At 74.8% G+C, this 17,625-nt stretch carries 19 protein-coding genes; 11 read left to right on the top strand and 8 right to left on the bottom strand.

Going from position 1 to position 17,625, the window contains the following annotated elements; genetic code table 11:
- The 3 genes from ACWEVO_RS09620 to ACWEVO_RS09610 form a co-directional block, all read left to right on the top strand.
- The coding region (locus ACWEVO_RS09620) for an MmpS family transport accessory protein (RefSeq protein ID WP_452307114.1) at positions 1-617 on the top strand (617 nt) is incomplete at its 5' end.
- A 51-nt stretch (positions 618-668) separates the two neighbouring features.
- On the top strand, positions 669-1,859 hold the full coding sequence (locus ACWEVO_RS09615; RefSeq protein WP_452307113.1) for a pyridoxal phosphate-dependent aminotransferase: 1,191 nt from the start codon (positions 669-671) through the stop codon (positions 1,857-1,859).
- On the top strand, positions 1,856-2,965 hold the full coding sequence (locus ACWEVO_RS09610; RefSeq protein ID WP_452307112.1) for a threonine aldolase family protein: 1,110 nt from the start codon (positions 1,856-1,858) through the stop codon (positions 2,963-2,965). Before ACWEVO_RS09615 ends, ACWEVO_RS09610 begins: the two co-directional genes overlap by 4 nt.
- Before the next feature lie 441 nt (positions 2,966-3,406).
- On the opposite strand, the gene glmM is transcribed toward ACWEVO_RS09610, so the two are convergent.
- From glmM to ACWEVO_RS09580, 6 genes are all read right to left on the bottom strand, one after another.
- Positions 3,407-4,762 (bottom strand): phosphoglucosamine mutase, encoded by a 1,356-nt coding sequence (glmM, locus tag ACWEVO_RS09605; protein WP_452307111.1) that lies wholly within the window; start codon positions 4,760-4,762, stop codon positions 3,407-3,409.
- Positions 4,763-4,879: 117 nt separating this feature from the next.
- Positions 4,880-5,344, bottom strand: coding sequence for a 30S ribosomal protein S9 (rpsI, locus tag ACWEVO_RS09600; protein WP_030501567.1), 465 nt, complete (start codon positions 5,342-5,344; stop codon positions 4,880-4,882).
- 20 nt (positions 5,345-5,364) lie between these two features.
- Positions 5,365-5,808: a 50S ribosomal protein L13 gene (gene rplM / locus ACWEVO_RS09595; RefSeq protein ID WP_089005245.1), complete on the bottom strand. Its 444-nt coding sequence runs from the start codon at positions 5,806-5,808 to the stop codon at positions 5,365-5,367.
- 192 nt (positions 5,809-6,000) lie between these two features.
- Positions 6,001-7,371: an MFS transporter gene (locus ACWEVO_RS09590; protein WP_452307110.1), complete on the bottom strand. Its 1,371-nt coding sequence runs from the start codon at positions 7,369-7,371 to the stop codon at positions 6,001-6,003.
- A gap of 123 nt (positions 7,372-7,494) precedes the next feature.
- Entirely contained in the window at positions 7,495-7,800 is a 306-nt protein-coding gene (locus ACWEVO_RS09585; RefSeq protein WP_199737173.1) for a hypothetical protein, read from the bottom strand.
- Complete coding sequence (locus tag ACWEVO_RS09580; RefSeq protein ID WP_452307109.1) at positions 7,778-8,038, bottom strand: DUF6364 family protein; 261 nt, start codon at positions 8,036-8,038, stop codon at positions 7,778-7,780. The genes ACWEVO_RS09585 and ACWEVO_RS09580 overlap by 23 nt, the downstream gene beginning before the upstream one ends.
- Positions 8,039-8,255: 217 nt before the next feature.
- On the opposite strand from ACWEVO_RS09580, the gene ACWEVO_RS09575 reads away from it, so the two are divergent.
- The 5 genes from ACWEVO_RS09575 to ACWEVO_RS09555 are packed head-to-tail and all read left to right on the top strand — an operon-like array spanning position 8,256 to position 11,437.
- Positions 8,256-8,600 carry a YbaB/EbfC family nucleoid-associated protein gene (locus tag ACWEVO_RS09575; RefSeq protein ID WP_452307108.1) on the top strand — a complete coding sequence of 115 codons (345 nt, stop codon included), beginning with the start codon at positions 8,256-8,258 and terminating at the stop codon, positions 8,598-8,600.
- On the top strand, positions 8,597-8,992 hold the full coding sequence (locus ACWEVO_RS09570; RefSeq protein WP_452307107.1) for a YbaB/EbfC family nucleoid-associated protein: 396 nt from the start codon (positions 8,597-8,599) through the stop codon (positions 8,990-8,992). Before ACWEVO_RS09575 ends, ACWEVO_RS09570 begins: the two co-directional genes overlap by 4 nt.
- A gap of 21 nt (positions 8,993-9,013) precedes the next feature.
- Positions 9,014-9,340, top strand: a complete 327-nt coding sequence (locus ACWEVO_RS09565) for a hypothetical protein (RefSeq protein ID WP_452307106.1) — start codon at positions 9,014-9,016, stop codon at positions 9,338-9,340.
- Between the two features lie 37 nt (positions 9,341-9,377).
- Entirely contained in the window at positions 9,378-10,382 is a 1,005-nt protein-coding gene (locus ACWEVO_RS09560) for a hypothetical protein (RefSeq protein WP_452307105.1), read from the top strand.
- Positions 10,379-11,437 carry an LPXTG cell wall anchor domain-containing protein gene (locus tag ACWEVO_RS09555; protein ID WP_452307104.1) on the top strand — a complete coding sequence of 353 codons (1,059 nt, stop codon included), beginning with the start codon at positions 10,379-10,381 and terminating at the stop codon, positions 11,435-11,437. Before ACWEVO_RS09560 ends, ACWEVO_RS09555 begins: the two co-directional genes overlap by 4 nt.
- A gap of 57 nt (positions 11,438-11,494) precedes the next feature.
- On the opposite strand, the gene ACWEVO_RS09550 is transcribed toward ACWEVO_RS09555, so the two are convergent.
- Together ACWEVO_RS09550 and ACWEVO_RS09545 are read right to left on the bottom strand one after the other, a co-directional pair.
- Positions 11,495-12,259: an SDR family NAD(P)-dependent oxidoreductase gene (locus tag ACWEVO_RS09550; protein WP_452307103.1), complete on the bottom strand. Its 765-nt coding sequence runs from the start codon at positions 12,257-12,259 to the stop codon at positions 11,495-11,497.
- Positions 12,260-12,412: 153 nt separating this feature from the next.
- A complete protein-coding gene (locus tag ACWEVO_RS09545; protein ID WP_452307102.1) occupies positions 12,413-13,162 on the bottom strand; it encodes a class I SAM-dependent methyltransferase in 750 nt (249 codons plus the stop codon).
- A 146-nt stretch (positions 13,163-13,308) separates the two neighbouring features.
- Here ACWEVO_RS09545 and ACWEVO_RS09540 point away from each other — a divergent pair, with 146 nt between their 5' ends.
- From ACWEVO_RS09540 to ACWEVO_RS09530, 3 genes are all read left to right on the top strand, one after another.
- Positions 13,309-15,468, top strand: coding sequence for a molybdopterin oxidoreductase family protein (locus ACWEVO_RS09540; RefSeq protein WP_452307101.1), 2,160 nt, complete (start codon positions 13,309-13,311; stop codon positions 15,466-15,468).
- Entirely contained in the window at positions 15,465-16,901 is a 1,437-nt protein-coding gene (locus tag ACWEVO_RS09535; RefSeq protein WP_452307100.1) for an FAD-dependent oxidoreductase, read from the top strand. The genes ACWEVO_RS09540 and ACWEVO_RS09535 overlap by 4 nt, the downstream gene beginning before the upstream one ends.
- A 34-nt stretch (positions 16,902-16,935) precedes the next feature.
- Positions 16,936-17,625 (top strand): NAD(P)/FAD-dependent oxidoreductase (locus tag ACWEVO_RS09530; protein ID WP_452307099.1); only part of this gene is annotated, 690 nt, incomplete at its 3' end.

Genomic DNA, 17,625 nt, shown 5'->3' with positions numbered 1-17,625 from the left:
GCACGCCGCTCGGCCCGTCGCCGGTCCACCCCGGGCCGGGGTACGCGGGCTACGGCCCGGCGAGCTGGCCGCCGCCCGGCTACCCGCCGCCGTACGCGTATCCGGGTGGCGCGCCGGGCGGCACCGGTGGTGGCCGGATCGTCGCCGTCGTCGTCACCGTGGTTGCCGTCGTGGTGCTCGCCGTCTGCGGCTGCCTCGGCGTGGGCGTGCTCGGCAGCCTCACCGAGGGCGAGGCGGGTCCTGACGAGGGGCCCTGGCCGACCGAGCTGGACGACACGGCCGGCGCGGACGGGGAGTCCCCCGCGGCGACGCCCACCCGGAGTCCCGCGGTCACCCCCTCCGCCGGGACCGGCCGGTTCTCGGTGGTCTACGAGGTGACCGGTGCCGGCCCGGTGGACATTCAGTTCTACGACGCCAACGGCGACTTCCTCGAGTACGAGGAGGTGGCGTCGCCGTGGCGGCTGGCGATCAGCGCCGACGACCGGGAGCGGGTCCAGGTGCTCGTCCAGCCCGGCGAGGAGGCGGAGAGCGACACCGTGGGCTGCCGGATCACCATCGACGGGAAGGTCGTCTCCACGGACACCGACGACTACGGCGCGACCTGCTTCGGTTGGTAGGAGCCCGGCGGCGCGCTTGCCAGGGCGGCGGCGGCCCGTAGGCTGGCGCGCGTGACGACGACGACCGATCCGCTGGTGGCCCGGATGCGGCCGTTCGGCACCACCATCTTCGCCGAGATGTCCGCGCTCGCCGTGCGTACCGGCGCGGTCAACCTGGGGCAGGGCTTCCCGGACACGGACGGGCCGCCGGAGATGCTCGCGGCGGCCGCCGAGGCGCTGCGGACCGGCCACAACCAGTACCCGCCGGGCCCGGGCATCCCGGCGCTGCGCGCGGCCGTGGCGGCCCAGCAGCGCCGGTTCTGGGGACTGGAGTACGACCCGGACGGCGAGATCGTGGTGACGGCCGGCGCCACCGAGGCGATCGCCGCCAGCATCCTGGCGCTCTGCGAGCCGGGCGACGAGGTGGTCTGCTTCGAGCCGTACTACGACTCGTACGCGGCCTCGATCGCCCTGGCCGGCGCGGTCCGCCGCCCGGTCACGTTGCGGCCCGCCGCCGACGGCCGGTACGCCTTCGACCCGGCGGAGCTGCGCGCCGCGTTCGGGCCGCGGACCCGGATGGTGCTGCTCAACTCGCCGCACAACCCGACCGGCAAGGTGTTCAGCCCGCAGGAGCTGGCCCTGGTGGCCGAGCTGTGCCGGGAGCACGACGCGTACGCGGTCACCGACGAGGTGTACGAGCACCTGGTCTTCACCGACGCCGCCGCGCCACACGTGCCGCTGGCGACCCTGCCCGGGATGCGGGAGCGGACGCTGCGCATCTCCTCGGCCGGCAAGACCTTCTCCTGCACGGGCTGGAAGGTCGGCTGGCTGAGCGGGCCGGCTCCGCTGGTCTCCGCGGTGCTCCGGGTGAAGCAGTTCCTCACCTTCGTCAACGCCGGGCCGCTGCAACCGGCCGTCGCGGTGGCGCTCGGCCTGCCGGACGCCTACTTCGCGGAGTTCGCCGCCGGCCTGCAGCGGCGGCGGGACCAGCTCGTCGCCGGCCTGCGCGACGCCGGGTTCGAGGTGCTCACGCCGGAGGGCACCTACTTCGTCACCGCCGACGTGAGTAGGCTCGGCGGCCGGGACGGGGTGAAGTTCTGCCGGTCGCTGCCGGAGCGGTGCGGCGTGGTGGCGGTGCCGACCCAGGTCTTCTACGACGACGCCGAGGCCGGGCGACGCCTGGTCCGGTTCGCCTTCTGCAAGCGGCCGGAGGTGCTGACCGAGGCGGTGGCCCGGCTGCGCCGGTTGAAGGAGGAAGCGTGAGCGACGAGCGCGCGAAGCTGGTACGCCGGTTCACGGCCCAGCGCGGCTGCGACACGATGCTCTCCGGGATCCGGCCGGCATCGGTGCGGGAGCAGCTCGCGGTGATCGGGGAGGCGGTCACCGAGGACCCGGTGCCGGACTTCTACGTCGAGGGCGGCCCGGTCGAGGAGCTGGAGGGCCGGGTCGCCGAGCTGCTCGGCAGCGAGGCGGTCGCCTTCTTCCCCACCGGCACCATGGCCCAGCAGATCGCCCTGCGGTACGGCGCCGAGCTGACCGGCCGGCACGGCGTCGGCCTGCACCCGCTCAGCCATCCGGTGCTGCACGAGCGGGACGCGCTCGTGCTGCTCGCCGGTCTCCGTACGGTGCGGACCACCGACGCGCCGCGCAACCCGACCGCCGAGGAGGTGGCCGCGCTCGACGAGCCGATCGGCACGCTGATGCTGGAGCTGCCGCTGCGGGACGCCGGGTTCGTGCTGCCCAGCTGGGACGAGCTGACCGCGGTGGTGGCGGCGGCCCGGGAGCGGGGCGCCCGGGTGCACCTGGACGGGGCCCGGCTCTGGGAGTCGGCCGTCCACCTGGCGCACCCGCTCGCCGAGATCGCGGCCCTGGCGGACAGCACGTACGTCTCGTTCTACAAGTCCCTCAAGGGCCACTCCGGGGCGGCGCTGGCCGGCGACGCGGAGCTGGTCCGCTACGCCCGCGCCTGGCGGCACCGGCACGGCGGGAACCTCTTCCAGCAGTGGCCGGCCGCCCTCGCCGCGCTCGCCGGCCTGGCCCATGAGCTGCCCCGGCTGCCCGGCTACGTGGCGCACGCGAAGGTGGTGGCCGCCGCGCTGGCCACCCTGCCCGGCGCGCGGGTCCACCCGGCGCCGCCGCACACCCACCAGTTCCGGCTCTGGCTGCCGCATCCGGCCGACGCGCTGAACGAGGCCGCCCTCGCCCTCGCCGAGGAGGAGAAGGCGTGGTTCGTCGGCGGCTGGCGGGACACCGAGATGCCCGGGATCGCGCTGGCCGAGGTGACGGTGGCCGGCCCGGCGCTGGAACTGGACGCCGACCAGGTCGTCGACCTGGCCGACCGCTTCCTGCGCCGCCTGCCGCGCTCCTGACTTCGGCCGTCCCGGCGGACGGCGGTTTCGCCCGATCGCCGGCGGGCGGGACGCCGGCCGCCGCGCCGGCAACGGGTACGGGTACGGGTACGGACACCGGTGGTCGCCTCGGCGCCCACACCGGCGGGCCGGGCACCACCTGTCGCAGGCTACGAACTTGATGACGTGTACGCATCACCCGCCCTCAGGGCGGACCGCGATCGACAGATCATCGCGGGTCGCCCTCCCAGCATCGGCAGACCCGCCGAGGTCCGGCGTGCCGGGCCGGGCGACACGTCGGGTGACTCACTCACGTCATCAAGTTCGTAGCGTCCCGACCCGGGAGGCCCGCCCGCCCCGGGCGGGGCAGCCGACGACGGCAGGGCCGCCGTCGCTCACCCGGACGGGCAGTCACCGAACGGACGGGCGGTCGCCAAGCTCGGGACCAGGCCGACGCCCTCGTCAGGCGACCGGGCTGGCGGTGCGGACCTGCTCCGCGATGCGCTCGGCGACGGCGCGGGCGACCGGCTCGCTGGCCGCCTCGACCATGACCCGGACCAGCGGCTCGGTGCCGGACGGGCGGAGCAGCACCCGGCCGGTCTCGCCCAGCTCGGCCTCGGCCCGCTCCACCTCGGCGCGGACGGCCGGCGCGGCCGAACCGACGGTCCGGTCGCCGACCGGGACGTTGATCAGCACCTGGGGCAGCTTGGTCACCACGGCGGCCAGCTCGGCCAGGGACTTGCCGGTGGCCGCCATCCGGGACATCAGGTGCAGCGCGGTGAGCACCCCGTCGCCGGTGGTGGCGTACGCGGGCATCACGATGTGCCCGCTCTGCTCGCCGCCGAGGGCGAGGCCCGAGGCGCGCAGCTCCTCCAGCACGTACCGGTCACCGACCTTGGTCTCGACCAGCCGGATGCCCTGCGCGGACATGGCCAGGCGGAGGCCGAGGTTGCTCATCACGGTGGCGACCAGGGTGTCCTGGGTCAGCTCGCCGGCCTCCCGCATGGCCAGGGCCAGGATCGCCATCACCTGGTCGCCGTCGACCTCGTCGCCGTCGGCGGTCACCGCGACGCAGCGGTCGGCGTCGCCGTCGTGGGCGATGCCGAGGTGCGCACCGTGCTCCACCACGGCGGCGCGCAGCGCCTCGATATGGTTCGAGCCGCACTCGTCGTTGATGTTGAGGCCGTCCGGCTCCGCGTGGATCGCGACGACCTCGGCGCCCGCCTCCTGGTACGCCACCGGCGCGACCTCGGCGGCCGCCCCGTTGGCGCAGTCGACCACCACCTTGATCCCGTCCAGCCGGTGCGGCACGGTGCCCACGAGGTGCTGGACGTAGTGGTCGGCGCCGTCGAGCAGGTCGTGCACCCGACCCACGCCGGCGCCGGTCGGCCGCTCCCAGGCGGTGGCGGCGTTCGCCTCGACGGCCGCCTCGATCCGCATCTCGATCTCGTCCGGCAGCTTGTGCCCGCCCGCGGCGAAGAGCTTGATGCCGTTGTCCGGCATCGGGTTGTGCGAGGCGGAGAGCATCACGCCCAGGTCGGCCTTGGCCTCGGCGGTGAGGAAGGCCACCGCCGGGGTGGGCAGCACGCCGACCCGCACCACGTTGGCGCCGGCGCTGGTGAGCCCGGCCACCACCGCGGCCTCCAGCATCTCGCCGCTGGCCCGGGTGTCCCGGCCGACCACGGCGAGCGGGGGATGACTCCGGTCCGTCTCGGCCAGCGTGTGGGCGGCGGCCACCGCCACCGCGAGCGCCAACTCCGGAGTCAGATCCGCGTTCGCCCGCCCGCGTACGCCGTCCGTGCCGAACAACCGGCCCATACCGCCACCCTCCGATGGGACTGCCTGAAGAAGGAGAAAAGCGGAACGGCCGGGCCCACCTCCCGCGAGGGGAGGCGGACCCGGCCGTCCGTCAGAAGTACAAGGCGCTGGTGGTGATCAGCGCTTCGAGTACTGAGGAGCCTTACGGGCCTTCTTGAGGCCGTACTTCTTGCTCTCCTTGACCCGGGCGTCACGGGTCAGGAAGCCGGCCTTCTTCAGGGCCGGGCGGTCGTCCGGCTCGCTGACGATCAGCGCCCGGGCGATGGCGAGACGCAGCGCGCCGGCCTGGCCGGTGGTGCCGCCGCCACGCAGGTTGGCGATGACGTCGAAGGCCTCGGCCTTCTCGGCGGTGACCAGCGGGTCCTTGATCAGCTGCTGGTGCACCTTGCTCGGGAAGTAGGCCTCGAGGTCGCGGCCGTTGCAGGTGATCTTGCCGCTGCCGGGGACGATGCGAACCCGGACGATGGCCTCCTTGCGCCGACCCACGGTCTGGATCGGGCGGTCGCCACGAGGCGCGCGGGCGACGGGCGCCGGCGCCTCGGTGGCCTCAGGGGCAACCTCGGTGGCGGTGATGTCGGTCATGCTGATTCCTTCGCCCGCGCTCACTGCGCGATCTGCTTGATCTCGAACGGCACCGGCTGCTGCGCGCCGTGCGGGTGCTCGGCACCGGCGTAGACCTTCAGCTTCTTGATCAGCTGACGGCCCAGCTTGTTGTGCGGGAGCATGCCCTTCACGGCCAGCTCGATGGCCCGCTCGGGCCGCTTGGTCAGCAGCTCGTCGTAGCCGACCTGCTTCAGACCACCCGGGTAGCCGGAGTGGCGGTAGGCGATCTTCTGCTGGCGCTTGTTGCCGGTCAGCGCGACCTTGCCCGCGTTCACGATGACGACGAAGTCGCCCGTGTCGACGTGCGGCGCGAAAGTCGGCTTGTGCTTACCACGCAGCAGCGTGGCGGCGTGGGTCGCCAGGCGGCCCAGCACGACATCAGAGGCGTCGATGACGTGCCACTGACGCTCGATCTCACCCGGCTTCGGGCTGTACGTACGCACAGGTCTACCTTGTCTCGTCGTCGGTCTGGGGTCGCGCGCCGAGGTGACCAGGCGCGCACGAACGACCAAGCGTACCTGATGCGGCACGCCTCTGAATGTCGTACAACAGCAGGCAACGATACCCGGCCGCCCGGCGGCAGGTCAAAACGGGGTGTCACCCCGCGTGGCCTGCGCATTCACGCATGGCGCAGGTCACACGCCGGACAGCTTACGCCGACCCGGACGCAGGTACGCCACCCAGGTCACCGCGAAGCAGAGCGCGTACCAGCCGATGAAGGCGAGGTAGGCCGCGTCCGCGTTGCCGGCAGCGAGGAAGGACTGCCGGAAGGCCATGTTCACCAGCACCCCGCCCGAGGCGCCGACCGCCCCGGCGATGCCGATCAGGGCCCCGGAGAGCCGGCGCGCCCGCCGCTCGGCCGCCGCCCGGTCGCCGGTCAGTGCCGCCTCCGTCGCCGCCCGCGCCCGGAAGATCGCCGGGATCATCTTGTACGTCGAGCCGTTGCCGACCCCGGAGAAGACGAAGAGCGCCAGGAACCCGGCCACGTAGAGCGGGAAGGACCGGTCCCGGGCGGCGTACAGCACCAGCCCGGCGCCGGCGGCCATCGCGACGAAGTTCCAGAAGGTCACCCGGGCCCCGCCGAGCCGGTCGGCGAGCTGGCCGCCGACCGGCCGGATCAGCGACCCGATCAGCGGACCGAGGAAGGTCAGCCAGGCGGCGTCGACCGCGGTCGGGAACCGGTCATGGAACTGGAGTTGGAGCACCTGGCCGAAGGCGAAGCCGAAGCCGATGAACGAGCCGAAGGTGCCCACGTAGAGCAGGGACATGACCCAGGTGTGCGGGTCGCGGGCCGCCGCGCGCAGCGCGCCCGGCTCGTTGCGCACGCCCGGGACGTTGTCCAGCCAGCGCGCCGCCGCGAGCGCCGCGAGCACGATCAGCGGCAGGTAGACCGCCGGCACCAGCCGGGGGTACGCGGCCCCGGCGGTGGCCAGCACCGCGAGCCCGACCAGTTGCACCGCCGGCACGCCGAGGTTCCCGCCGCCGGCGTTCAGCCCCAGCGCCCGCCCCTTGAGCCGGTCCGGGAAGAACAGGTTGATGTTCGCCATCGAGGAGGCGAAGTTGCCCCCGCCGACCCCGGTCAGGCAGGCCAGCACCATCAGCGTGGGGTACGACACCCCGGGCTCGATCAGCAGCGCCATGGGGACGGCCGGCACCAGCAGCAGCAGCGCGCTCACGATGGTCCAGTTCCGGCCGCCGAACCGGGCCACCGCGAGGGTGTACGGCAGCCGCAGCACCGCGCCGAGCGCGGCCGGCACGGCGGTGAGGAGGAACTTCCCGGCCGGGTCGATGCCGTACTCCGGGCCGAGGAAGAGCACCAGCACCGACCAGAGGCTCCACACGGAGAAGCCGACGTGCTCGGCGAAGATCGAGACGTACAGGTTGCGGCGCGCGACCGGGGCCCCGGTCGTGGCCCAGAACTCGGGGTCCTCGGGGCGCCAGTCGGTGATCGGCCGGCGGCCGCCGGCGGCCGGAGCCAGGGTCGGGGTGGAAGCGAGCGTGCTCACGGGCGACTCCTCCTCGTCGACGACGAGGGGGACGCTAGGAAGGGGCGGTTTCCCGGTCGTGCCCGTCCGGGGTCGTTCCGGAAACGGAGATCGCACGTCCGCCGCGGCGCGGCGGTGAGCCGGTCACAGCTCCTGGAGGATCCGCAGGGCCCGGCCCACCCGCTGCATGGTCTCGGTGTCGGCCACGTCCACGCACTCGGTGAACCACTTCTTCATCGGCGAGGAGAGCCGGTCGGGCATCACCACGTACCCGCCCATCGGCACGGCGAGCGGCGAGTCCCGCAGCAGGGATTCCTCGACCACCTCGGCCACCATCACGATCGGCACGTCGGTGGAGTTGTAGACGTCGGAGCTGATCACCAGACCGAGGCGTTCCCGGGCGCCCGAGATACGCCAGACCTCTCCCCTACGCAGCACGCGGTCGCCCACCGCCGAAGAGCGCGTCGTCGACCAGCGCGGCCTCCTGGTCGTCGGCCAGGGCCGCGGACTCCAGGTCGAGTCCGGCCCGGCCGACGGCGGCGGCGTGCGCGGTGAAGACCTCGCGCAGCGCCTTCTCCCGGGCGGCCTGGTCCATCCAGGCGGAGAGGGAGAGCCCTTCCCGCTTGGCGAACCGGCGCGCCTCCTCGATCGTCTCGTCCGAGAACGACAATGTCACCTTGGCGGTCATGCGGGAGAGATTACCCACTGGTATGACCGCCAGTCATCCGTCCTCGCGCCGGCCGGCGAACCGGACATCCCGCCCGGGTGGGCCGGCGCCGGGGACGGTCGCCCGAGCCGGCGGGTCAGCCGATCACCCGATCCGGTCGGGGCGGACAGGAAACCCCGTCCGCCCCTAGGGTTCTCGATGATCCGGACCTCACCCCGGATCGGAGGGAGCACGAGCCGTGGAGCCGGACGTCATCGCCGAACGGGCGCGCCGGGTACGGGAGGCGGTCACGGCGGCGGCCACGGAACTGACCAGCGACGACCACGCGGTCACAGTGGTGGTCGGCCCCGGCGGGGCGGTCCGCGACCTCCAGTTCACCGCCCGGGCCGCCCGGTACACCGGGGCCGAGCTGGGGGCGCTGGTGGTCCGCACCATCCGGGAGGCGAACGCGCTGCTCCAGCGGGACCTGGCCGAGACGCTCGCCGAACTCACCGGGGGCCGGGTGCGCGACCCGTTCGCCCCGTTGCCGACCCCCGCCCAGCTGCGGGCGGAGCTGGAGCGGGCCGAGGAGCCGACCGAATGAGCGCGCGGTTCCACGACCCGGACGAGGTGCTGGCGTTCCTGGACGGGATCCGGGAACGCAACCGCGCCATGGCGGAGCGGTACGAGCGCTTCGCCGAGCAGGCCGGCGGGCTGACCGGCGAGGGCTTCTCCACCGACGGCGGCGTCCGGGTCGAGGTCGACGAGAACGGCCAGGTGTCGAGGGTGGACATCACCGACGCGGCGCTGCGGCACGGCACCCTGCTCGCCGGCATGGTCCTCGGGGCCATCCGGCAGGCCCAGGCCGCCCGCGCGCTCAAGCTCGCCGAGCTGGGCGCCGAGCTGGGCGGCGTACCCACCCTGGACCTGGTCCGCGAGGCGATCCCCGAGCACGTGCGTGACAGCGTCGACCAGCGCCGCGACCGGCGCTGGTGACCGGGCCGAGAGGAGACCACCGTGGGTGACGGCGTCGTCGTCCCGTCCGACAAGCTGACCAGCACCGCCGAGGTGATGACGGCGCTCGCCACCAGCGCGGACCAGATCGCCGACGGCCTGGCCGCCGCCGACCCGCCGGAGGTGCTCTGGGGTGCCCTCGGTCTGCTCATGAAGGGCTGGTACGACGGCAAGGCCGAGCAGACCCGGGACCACATCCGGACGATCTCGACGGCGCTCCGGTCGCAGGGCGGCGCGATCCGGGCGAGCGCCGACCGGTACCAGCAGCTGGACGCGGAGCTGCAGCAGGCGTTCGCCCGCTTCCAGGACAAACTCTCCGGCGGCAAGTGAGCGGCGCCGAGCCGACGACAACGGGAGCGACCCCCTCGTGACGAGCACCGACGACAACGACGCCTACCTGAGCAACAACAGCGACGACGGCAGCCAGTACGCCGGAAACCTCGGCATCACGGACGCGTTCGACCTCGGCCCGGACTCCGTCCTGCCACTCGGCGAGGCCACCAAGAACATCTACACGGGCATCCAGGCGCACGAGTGGTCGGACGTGACCTCCGGCGTGGCGGACCTGGCCGCGAACGCGTTCGCGTTCTCGGTGGACCCGCTGAACTGGCTCATCTCCGCCGGCCTCACCTTCCTCATCGACTTCGTACAGCCGCTGGAGGACCTGCTCAGCCTGGTCACCGGCAACGCCGAGCGGATGGAGCCGTACGCGGAGCAGTGGCAGCAGCTCGGCGGCGCGCTGGTGCCGCTGGCCGGGGCCGTCCGGCAGGCCGCCACCGACGAGCTGATCGAGTGGGCCGGCCGGGACGCCACCGCCGCCAAGGCCCGGCTGCTTGAGTTCGCCGACGCGATCGAGGCCACCGGCGGCGAGGCGGCCTCCATCTCGGGGCTGCTCACCCTCTTCTCGAAGCTGATGGGCGCCGCCCAGCAGATCATCATCGGCATCCTGGCGACCCTGATCGAGTGGATGATCGTCGAGTGGGCTATCGCGATGGCGGCAGCGGCGCCGACCATGGGTGGCTCGGTGGCGGCCGCGGGGGCGGCCACCGGGGTGCAGGCCACGGTCGCCACCACCCGCGCGGTCCGGGTGATGGACCGGGTGGTCACCCTGCTGCTCCGGATCCGGGAGCTGCTGACCCGGGTCCTCCCGGCGCCGCTGATGGCCAAGGTGGGCAGGAGCGTGGTGGACTTCCGGGGATCGGCCGCCGTCCTGTCCACGGTCGCCCGGATCACCGGCGGCGTCCTGCGGGATCCCGGCGGCTACGCCGGCCCCGGGGTCAACCTCGGTACCGGGCTCTGGAAGAACCACGCCGCCGGGGAGGCCGACCTGTCTGACCAGGACATCGACAACGCCCTGGACGTGAACAAGTGAACCGCTGGGAGCGGCTGACGCCCGCACAGGGCTACCCGGACGCGCCGGTCGCGCCGTGGCCGGTGGGCGATCCCGCGCCCGCCCTGCCGCCGGGCGCGGCGGGCGTGTCGGTCCGGGTCCGCACCCGGGCCGCCGACCCGCCGACCTGGGTGCAGCTCAAGGCCGTCGGGATGGACGACCGTCCGATGTGGCGCGGCTACGGCCGGATGGTCACGGTCGTCGAGCCGGGCGAGCACCTGGTCGAGGTGCGGGGCCCGGCGTCGGCCGAGTCGGTGCGCCGGGTGGCCGTCCGGGCCGGCGAGATCGCCGAGCTGGAGTACTTCATGCCCGCGTCGTACGGCATCGTCGAGGGGCTGCTGACCCGCCCGCCGGTGCGCCGCCGGCCCGGCCCCGGGGCGTGGGTGATCGTGGCGCCGCTGCTCGCCGCGTTCGGCTTCCCGCTGCTGCCCCGCACCGGCAGCACCCCGGTGGCCGCCGCGGCGACCGTCGGCCTGGTCGCCGTGATGATCGGTCTGGCGCTGCTGGTCAGCCGGGGCAAGCGCGCCATCGACCGCCGCCGCCGGGTGGCCGCCTCGGCGGAGGCCGCCGGGGACGTGCGCGGTGCCGAGCGGGGGATGTTCCTCGCCGACGGCGAGCCGCCGGCGGGGCTGGCCGACGCCGCGCACGGCGCGCTCGTGGTCACCGGCGTCTCGGTTCAGGAGTACCGGTGGAACGGGCTGGGCGCGCTCACCCGGCCGGCGCAGGACCCGAACTCGTGGATCCCGTGGCCGGTCCTGTCGATCGACGGCGAGCGCCGCCCGTTCTCCTGGCGGACCTGGGCCTACCGGCTGCCGCCGGGCGAGCACGAGGTGCTGGTCCAGGCGCGCCCGCCGGCCGGCGCCGAGGTCGCTCCGCCCGAGCCGGTACGGGTGCCGGTCCGGATCACCGCCGGCCGGGTCACCCGGTTGGAGCTGCGGGTGCGGACCCGTACCGAGGTCCAGTCGGTGCGCCGGGGCACCGAGCTGCCCACCCGGGTCACCCGGTTCACCGCGACGGTCGAACCGCGGGGACGGTGATCAACCGCCGGGCTCGCCGCCAGAGCCGAGGCACGGCGGTGACCGGGCGCCGCCGCCTCACCAGGTCTGCTCGGCGGCCCGGACGAGGACCTCGTTGACCGCGACCCGCCGGTCCCGGGTGACGATCCACGTCACGGCGTCCGCGATGTCTTCCGGCCGGAGCAGCTCCATCGCCTCGAGCTGCTTGACGATCGCCTCCCGTACGCCGTCCCGGACGTGCGACGACAGCTCGGTCTCCACCGTGCCCGGCTCGACCAGGCTCACCCGGACCCGCCTGGGCGCCAGTTCCTGGCGCAGTGCCTCGGAGAAGCCGTTCACGCCGAACTTCGTGAGGTTGTAGACGGCGGTCCCGGCCCGCGCCACCCGGCCGGCGGTGGAGCTGATGTTGACCAGGTCCGCCACCCGGCGGGGGCCCTCCTCGGCGGCCCGCAGCAGGTGCGGCAGGGCGGCCCGGGTGACGTGCAGCAGACCCTGCACGTTGACCGCGAGCATCCGGTCCCATTCGTCCTCCGGGGCGTCGGCAACCGGGCCGACGAGCATCAGCCCGGCGTTGTTGACCACGGTGTCCAGCCGGCCGAGCCGGGCCACGACCCGCTCGACGGCCCCGACCGCCTGCTCCTGGTCCGTCACGTCGGTCGCCACGGCGAGTGCCGTCCCGCCCGCCGCGCGGATCTCCTCGGTCAGGGCGTCGAGCCGTTCCCGCCGCCGGGCCAGCACGGCGACGGCCGCACCGGCCTCGGCGAGCGCTCGCGCGGTGGCCGCGCCGATGCCGCTGCTGGCACCGGTCACCAGGGCCACCGTGCCGGCCAGTCGTCCCGCCATCTGCCGCCTCCTCGCTGCCGGGCCGGCCGGGAGCGCCGCGGCGGCCGGTCCGGTCCGTGTCGGGATGGAAGCCACACCGGCACGGACCACCACCCGGAGGAGTTTCCGGTTAGAGCCTATTCGGAAGAAAGCCCGCTTTGCCGGTGGACGCCCTCAGGGCCGCCCGGATTCCGGCCGATCAGACGGCCCGGGCCGGGCCTCGACCGGTCCGGTGGCCCGCCCGCCGAAGACCGCGAAGCGCCACTCCTTGAAGAAGCAGTCCACATCGACCAGACCGGCGTCGGCGAGCCACCCGCACTGGGCGGTCACCGGCGCCGGGCGGTCGTGCCGCATCCGCTCCCGGGCCCCGGCGATCTCCTCCGCGTCCGAGCCGAGCGCGGTGATCTGTGCGGTCCACACCTCGTCGTAGCGCCGGTCCAGGCCGGGGGTCGGGCCGGCCACCTGCTCGGCGTTGACGAAGACCCCGCCGGGCACCAGGGCGTCGGCCGCGCGCCGGTAGAGCGCCCGCTTGCCGTCGTCGTCGAGGTGGTGGATGGCCAGCGCGGAGACCACCGCGTCGTACCGGCCGGCGGGCAGCGGGTCGGTGAGGTCGGCGAGCACCGTGCGGTGCGGCACGTCGCGGGCCGCGAGGTGGCCCGTGGCCACCGCGAGCATGCCGGGCGCGGCGTCGACCAGGGTCAGCCGGATCCCGGAGACCGCGGCGGCGAGCAGCAGGGAGAGCAGGCCGGTGCCCGCGCCCAGGTCGAGCACCTCCGGGGTCCGCCCGGCCGCGAGGGCGGCCCGCAGCGGCGGCGCCGCCACCTCGACCGCCGTGCCGTAGAAAGCGTCGAAGCAGGGCACCAGCCGGCGCCGGGCCGCGTCGTAGCTGCCCGCCACCGCGTCGAACGCGTCCGCCACACTCATCGCGCCTCCCAATATGCAGGATTGTTGTCCCACATTCTAAACCCCGCCGACGGGTCCGTCACCCCCGTGCGGTGTGAGCCGCTCTTGACAGGACCGAAACAGAAGGGACCCGGACCGGAAACCGCCCGACGGCACGCTTCTCGGACATGACAGACGGTGCGCGCGTCGCGACGCTGCCGGGGGCGCCGCCCCGCGAGGCGGCCACGCACTGCCCGTACTGCGCCCTCCAGTGCGGCATGGTGCTGCGGGAGACCGGCCGGCGGGTCGAGGTGGCTCCCCGCGAGTTCCCCACCAACCGCGGTGGCCTCTGCCAGAAGGGCTGGACCGCGGCGGACCTGCTCGACCACCCGGACCGGCTGACCACCCCGCTGCTACGGGACCGGCCCGGCGCCGAACTACGCCCGGCGAGCTGGGACGAGGCCCTGGACCGGGTGGCCGCCGGCCTCCGCAGCGTCCAGGACCGGTACGGCCGGGACGCGGTCGCCGTCTTCGGCGGTGGCGGGCTGACCAACGAGAAGGCGTACGCGCTCGGCAAGTTCGCCCGGGTGGCGCTGCGCACCCGGCACATCGACTACAACGGACGCTGGTGCATGTCCTCGGCGGCGGCCGCCGGCGTGCGCGCCTTCGGCGTCGACCGGGGGCTGCCGTTCCCCCTCGCCGACCTCGGCCGGGCGGACACCCTGCTGCTGGTCGGCGCCAACCCCGCCGAGACCATGCCACCGCTGCTGCGGCACCTCACCGACCAGCGCGAGCGGGGCGGTCAGCTGATCGTGGTCGACCCCCGGCTGACCGCCACCGCCCGGCACGCCACCCGGCACCTGCAACCGCTGCCCGGCACCGACCTCGCGGTGGCCAACGCGCTGCTGCACATCGCGCTCACCGAGGGCTGGCTCGACCGGGCGTACGTGGCGGAGCGGACCACCGGCTTCGACGAGGTCCGGCGGACCGTCGCCGGATACTGGCCGGCCGAGGTGGAACGCCTCTCCGGGGTCCCGGTGGCCGACCTGGAGGCCACCGCCCGGGCGCTGGCCACCGCGGACCGGGCGATCATCCTCACCGCCCGGGGCGCGGAGCAGCACGCCAAGGGCGTGGACACGGTCACCGCCTTCATCAACCTGGCGCTCGCCCTCGGGCTGCCCGGCCGCCCCGGCTCCGGGTACGGCTGCCTGACCGGACAGGGCAACGGGCAGGGCGGCCGGGAACACGGGCAGAAGGCCGACCAGCTCCCCGGCTACCGGCGGATCGACGACCCGGCGGCCCGGGCGCACGTGGCCGGGGTGTGGGGGGTCGACCCCGAGTCGCTGCCCGGGCCCGGCGTGCCGGCCTACCAGCTGCTCGACTCGCTCGGCACCGCGACCGGCCCCCGGGCACTGCTCGTCTTCGGCTCCAACCCGGTGGTGTCCGCGCCCCGCGCCGCAAGGATCGAGTCCCGGCTGCGCGACCTGGACCTGCTGGTGGTCGCCGACTTCCTGCGCTCCGAGACGGCCGCGCTGGCCGACGTGGTGCTGCCCGTGGCGCAGTGGGCCGAGGAGGACGGCACGATGACCAACCTGGAGGGTCGGGTGCTGCGCCGCCGGGCGCTGCGCGAGCCCCCGCCCGGCGTCCGCACCGACCTGGCCGTCCTCGCCGCCCTCGCCACCCGGATGCAAGGAAGGGCCCCTTCTTATCGCGAAATGCATGACAAGGGGCCCCTCCTAACTCCGGAGGAGGCGTTCCCGGCCGATCCGCGTGCGGTCTTCGCGGAGCTGCGGCGGGCCTCGGCCGGGGGGCCGGCCGACTACGCCGGGGTCACCTGGGACCGGATCGACGCCGACACCGGCGTCTTCTGGCCCTGCCCCGACCCGGCCGGGCCGGACACCCCCCGGCTCTTCGCCGACCGGTTCCCCACCCCGGACGGCCAGGCCCGGTTCCACCCGGTGCGGCACCGGCCGGCCGCCGAGCCGGTCTGCGCCGAGTATCCGCTGCACTTCACCACCGGCCGGGTGCTCGCCCACTACCAGTCCGGCGCGCAGACCCGGCGGGTCGCGGCGCTGCGCCGGGCCGCGCCCGACGGCTTCGTCGAACTGCACCCCGACCTGGCCGGGCGGCTCGGCGTGGCCGACGGGGACGAGGTACGGGTGGTCTCCCGCCGGGGCGAGCTGCGCGCGCCGGCCCGGCTCAGCCCGGCGATCCGGCCGGACACCGTCTTCGCACCGTTCCACTGGCCGGGCGCGGCGCGAGCCAACTCGGTCACCAACGACGCGGTCGACCCGGTCTCCGGGATGCCGGAGTTCAAGATCTGCGCCGTCCGGGTGGAGCGAGCATGAGCGAGCGGGTGGTCATCGTCGGGTACGGGATGGCGGGCGCCCGGCTCGCCGCCGAGCTGCACGCCTTGGACGGGGACCGGAAGGTCACCGTGCTCGGGGCGGAGCCGCACCGGGCGTACAACCGGATCATGCTGTCCAGCCTGCTGGCCGGGAAGATCGGCGAGCCGGACGTGGAGCTGGCGGAGGTCGCCGGGCAGGGCGTGGACGTGCGGACCGGGGTGGCGGTGACCGCGATCGACCGGGCCGCCCGGGAGGTACGCACCGCCGACGGCGACCGGATCGGCTACGACCACCTGGTCCTCGCCACCGGCAGCCGGGCCGTGGTGCCGCCGTTGCCCGGGCTGGACCCGCCGCCCGACCGGGTGGTCCCGTTCCGCACCCTGGACGACTGCCGGCGGATCCTGGCCGCCGCCCGGGGCGCCCGCAGCGCCCTGGTGCTGGGCGGCGGCCTGCTCGGGCTGGAGGCGGCCCGGGGGCTCGCCGCCCGGGGGCTGGACGTGACCGTCGTGCACCCCATGGGCCACCTGATGGAACGGCAGCTCGACCCGCCCGCCGGGGCGGTCCTCGCCGGCGCCCTCGCCGGGTTGGGGGTCCGGGCCGAACTGGCCGTCGCGGCCACCGCGGTGGCCACCGACGGCGACCGGGTCCGCCTGGACCTCGCCGACGGCCGCGCACTCACCGCCGACCTGCTGGTGCTCTCCTGCGGCGTACGCCCCGACACCACGCTGGCCGCCGACGCCGGGCTGGCCGTGGAGCGGGGTGTGGTGGTGGACGACCGGCTGCGCACCAGCGACCGGCGGATCTCGGCGATCGGCGACTGCGCCCAGCACGACGGGGTGCTGACCGGGCTGGTCGCCCCGGCCTGGGCGCAGGCCCGGGTGGTCGCCGAGGTGCTGGCCGGGACGGACCGGCTGACCCGGTACCGGCCCCGCCCGGTGGTGACCCGGCTGAAGGCGGCCGGCATCGACCTGGCCGCGATGGGTGACGCCACGGCCGCCGGGCCGGCCGACGAGGAGCTGACCTTCGCCAACCCGGCCCGGGGCACGTACGCCCGGCTGCGGATCCGCGGCGAGCGGCTGACCGGCGCGATCCTGCTCGGCGACAACCCGGCGGTGGGCACCGTGGTGCAGCTCTTCGACCGGGGCGCCCCGGTGCCGGCGGACCGGCGCTCGCTGCTGCTCGGGCGGGCGTTCGGCGCCGCCCCGGCCGTCCCCGCCGCCTCCCCGGCGCTGATGCCGGACGCGGCGACGGTGTGCCAGTGCAACGACGTGAGCAAGGGCGCGCTGGTGGCGTGCTGGCGGTCCGGCGCCCGGACGGTCGCGGAGCTCGCCGCGGCGACCCGCGCCACCACCGGCTGCGGCGGGTGCCGGGACGCGGTCGCCGGCATCGCCGACTGGCTCGCCGGGGCGGACCCGGTGGCGGCGACGCGGTGAACACGAGCGGGGAAGCGAGAACGGAGGTGACGCCATGAGCGGCGGCAGGCTGGTGGTCGTCGGCAACGGCATGGTCGGGCAGCGCTTCGTCGAGGCGCTGCGGGCCCGGGACCACGACCGGCGCTGGCAGGTGACGGTGCTCGCTGAGGAGCGGCGGCCGGCGTACGACCGGGTGCGACTGTCGGCCTTCTTCGACGGGGTGAGCGCCGAGGAGCTGAACCTGCACACCCCCGACGACGGCGTGGAGCTGCGGCTGGGCGAGCCGGTCCTCGGGATCGACCGGGAGCGGCGGGTGGTGCGCACCGCGGCCGGCGAGCACCCGTACGACGCCCTGGTGCTGGCCACCGGCTCGTACCCCTTCGTGCCCCCGGTCGACGGCACCGACCTGCCGGGGGTGTTCGGCTACCGGACGCTGGACGACCTGACGGCGATCCGGGCGCACGCCGAGGGGCGCCGGGCCGGGGCGGTCATCGGCGGCGGCCTGCTCGGCCTGGAGGCGGCGAACGCGCTGCGCCTGCTCGGGCTGGCGACCAGCGTGGTCGAGTTCGCGCCCCGGCTGATGCCGGTGCAGGTGGACGAGTCGGGCGGGGCGATGCTCTGCCGCTACGTCGAGGAGCTGGGCGTCACCCCGTACCTCGGGGTGGCCACCAGCGCGCTGCGCCCCGGCCCGGTCGGCAGGGTCGCCGCGCTGGCGCTCGGCGAGGGCCGCACGGTCGCCGCCGAC

Source organism: Micromonospora sp. NPDC003776, assembly GCF_053605645.1.
This window is presented reverse-complemented; position numbering and strand designations above follow the sequence as displayed.

Excerpts from the sequence above, each read along its gene's own strand:
- glmM (WP_452307111.1), bottom strand. The coding sequence starts at position 4,762 with ATGGGCCGGTTGTTCGGCACGGACGGCGTACGCGGGCGGGCGAACGCG.
- rpsI (WP_030501567.1), bottom strand. The coding sequence starts at position 5,344 with ATGACCGACATCACCGCCACCGAGGTTGCCCCTGAGGCCACCGAGGCG.
- ACWEVO_RS09580 (WP_452307109.1), bottom strand. The coding sequence starts at position 8,038 with ATGACCGCCAAGGTGACATTGTCGTTCTCGGACGAGACGATCGAGGAG.
- ACWEVO_RS09570 (WP_452307107.1), top strand. The coding sequence starts at position 8,597 with ATGAGCGCGCGGTTCCACGACCCGGACGAGGTGCTGGCGTTCCTGGAC.
- ACWEVO_RS09550 (WP_452307103.1), bottom strand. The coding sequence starts at position 12,259 with ATGGCGGGACGACTGGCCGGCACGGTGGCCCTGGTGACCGGTGCCAGC.
- ACWEVO_RS09545 (WP_452307102.1), bottom strand. The coding sequence starts at position 13,162 with ATGAGTGTGGCGGACGCGTTCGACGCGGTGGCGGGCAGCTACGACGCG.
- ACWEVO_RS09540 (WP_452307101.1), top strand. The coding sequence starts at position 13,309 with ATGACAGACGGTGCGCGCGTCGCGACGCTGCCGGGGGCGCCGCCCCGC.
- ACWEVO_RS09535 (WP_452307100.1), top strand. The coding sequence starts at position 15,465 with ATGAGCGAGCGGGTGGTCATCGTCGGGTACGGGATGGCGGGCGCCCGG.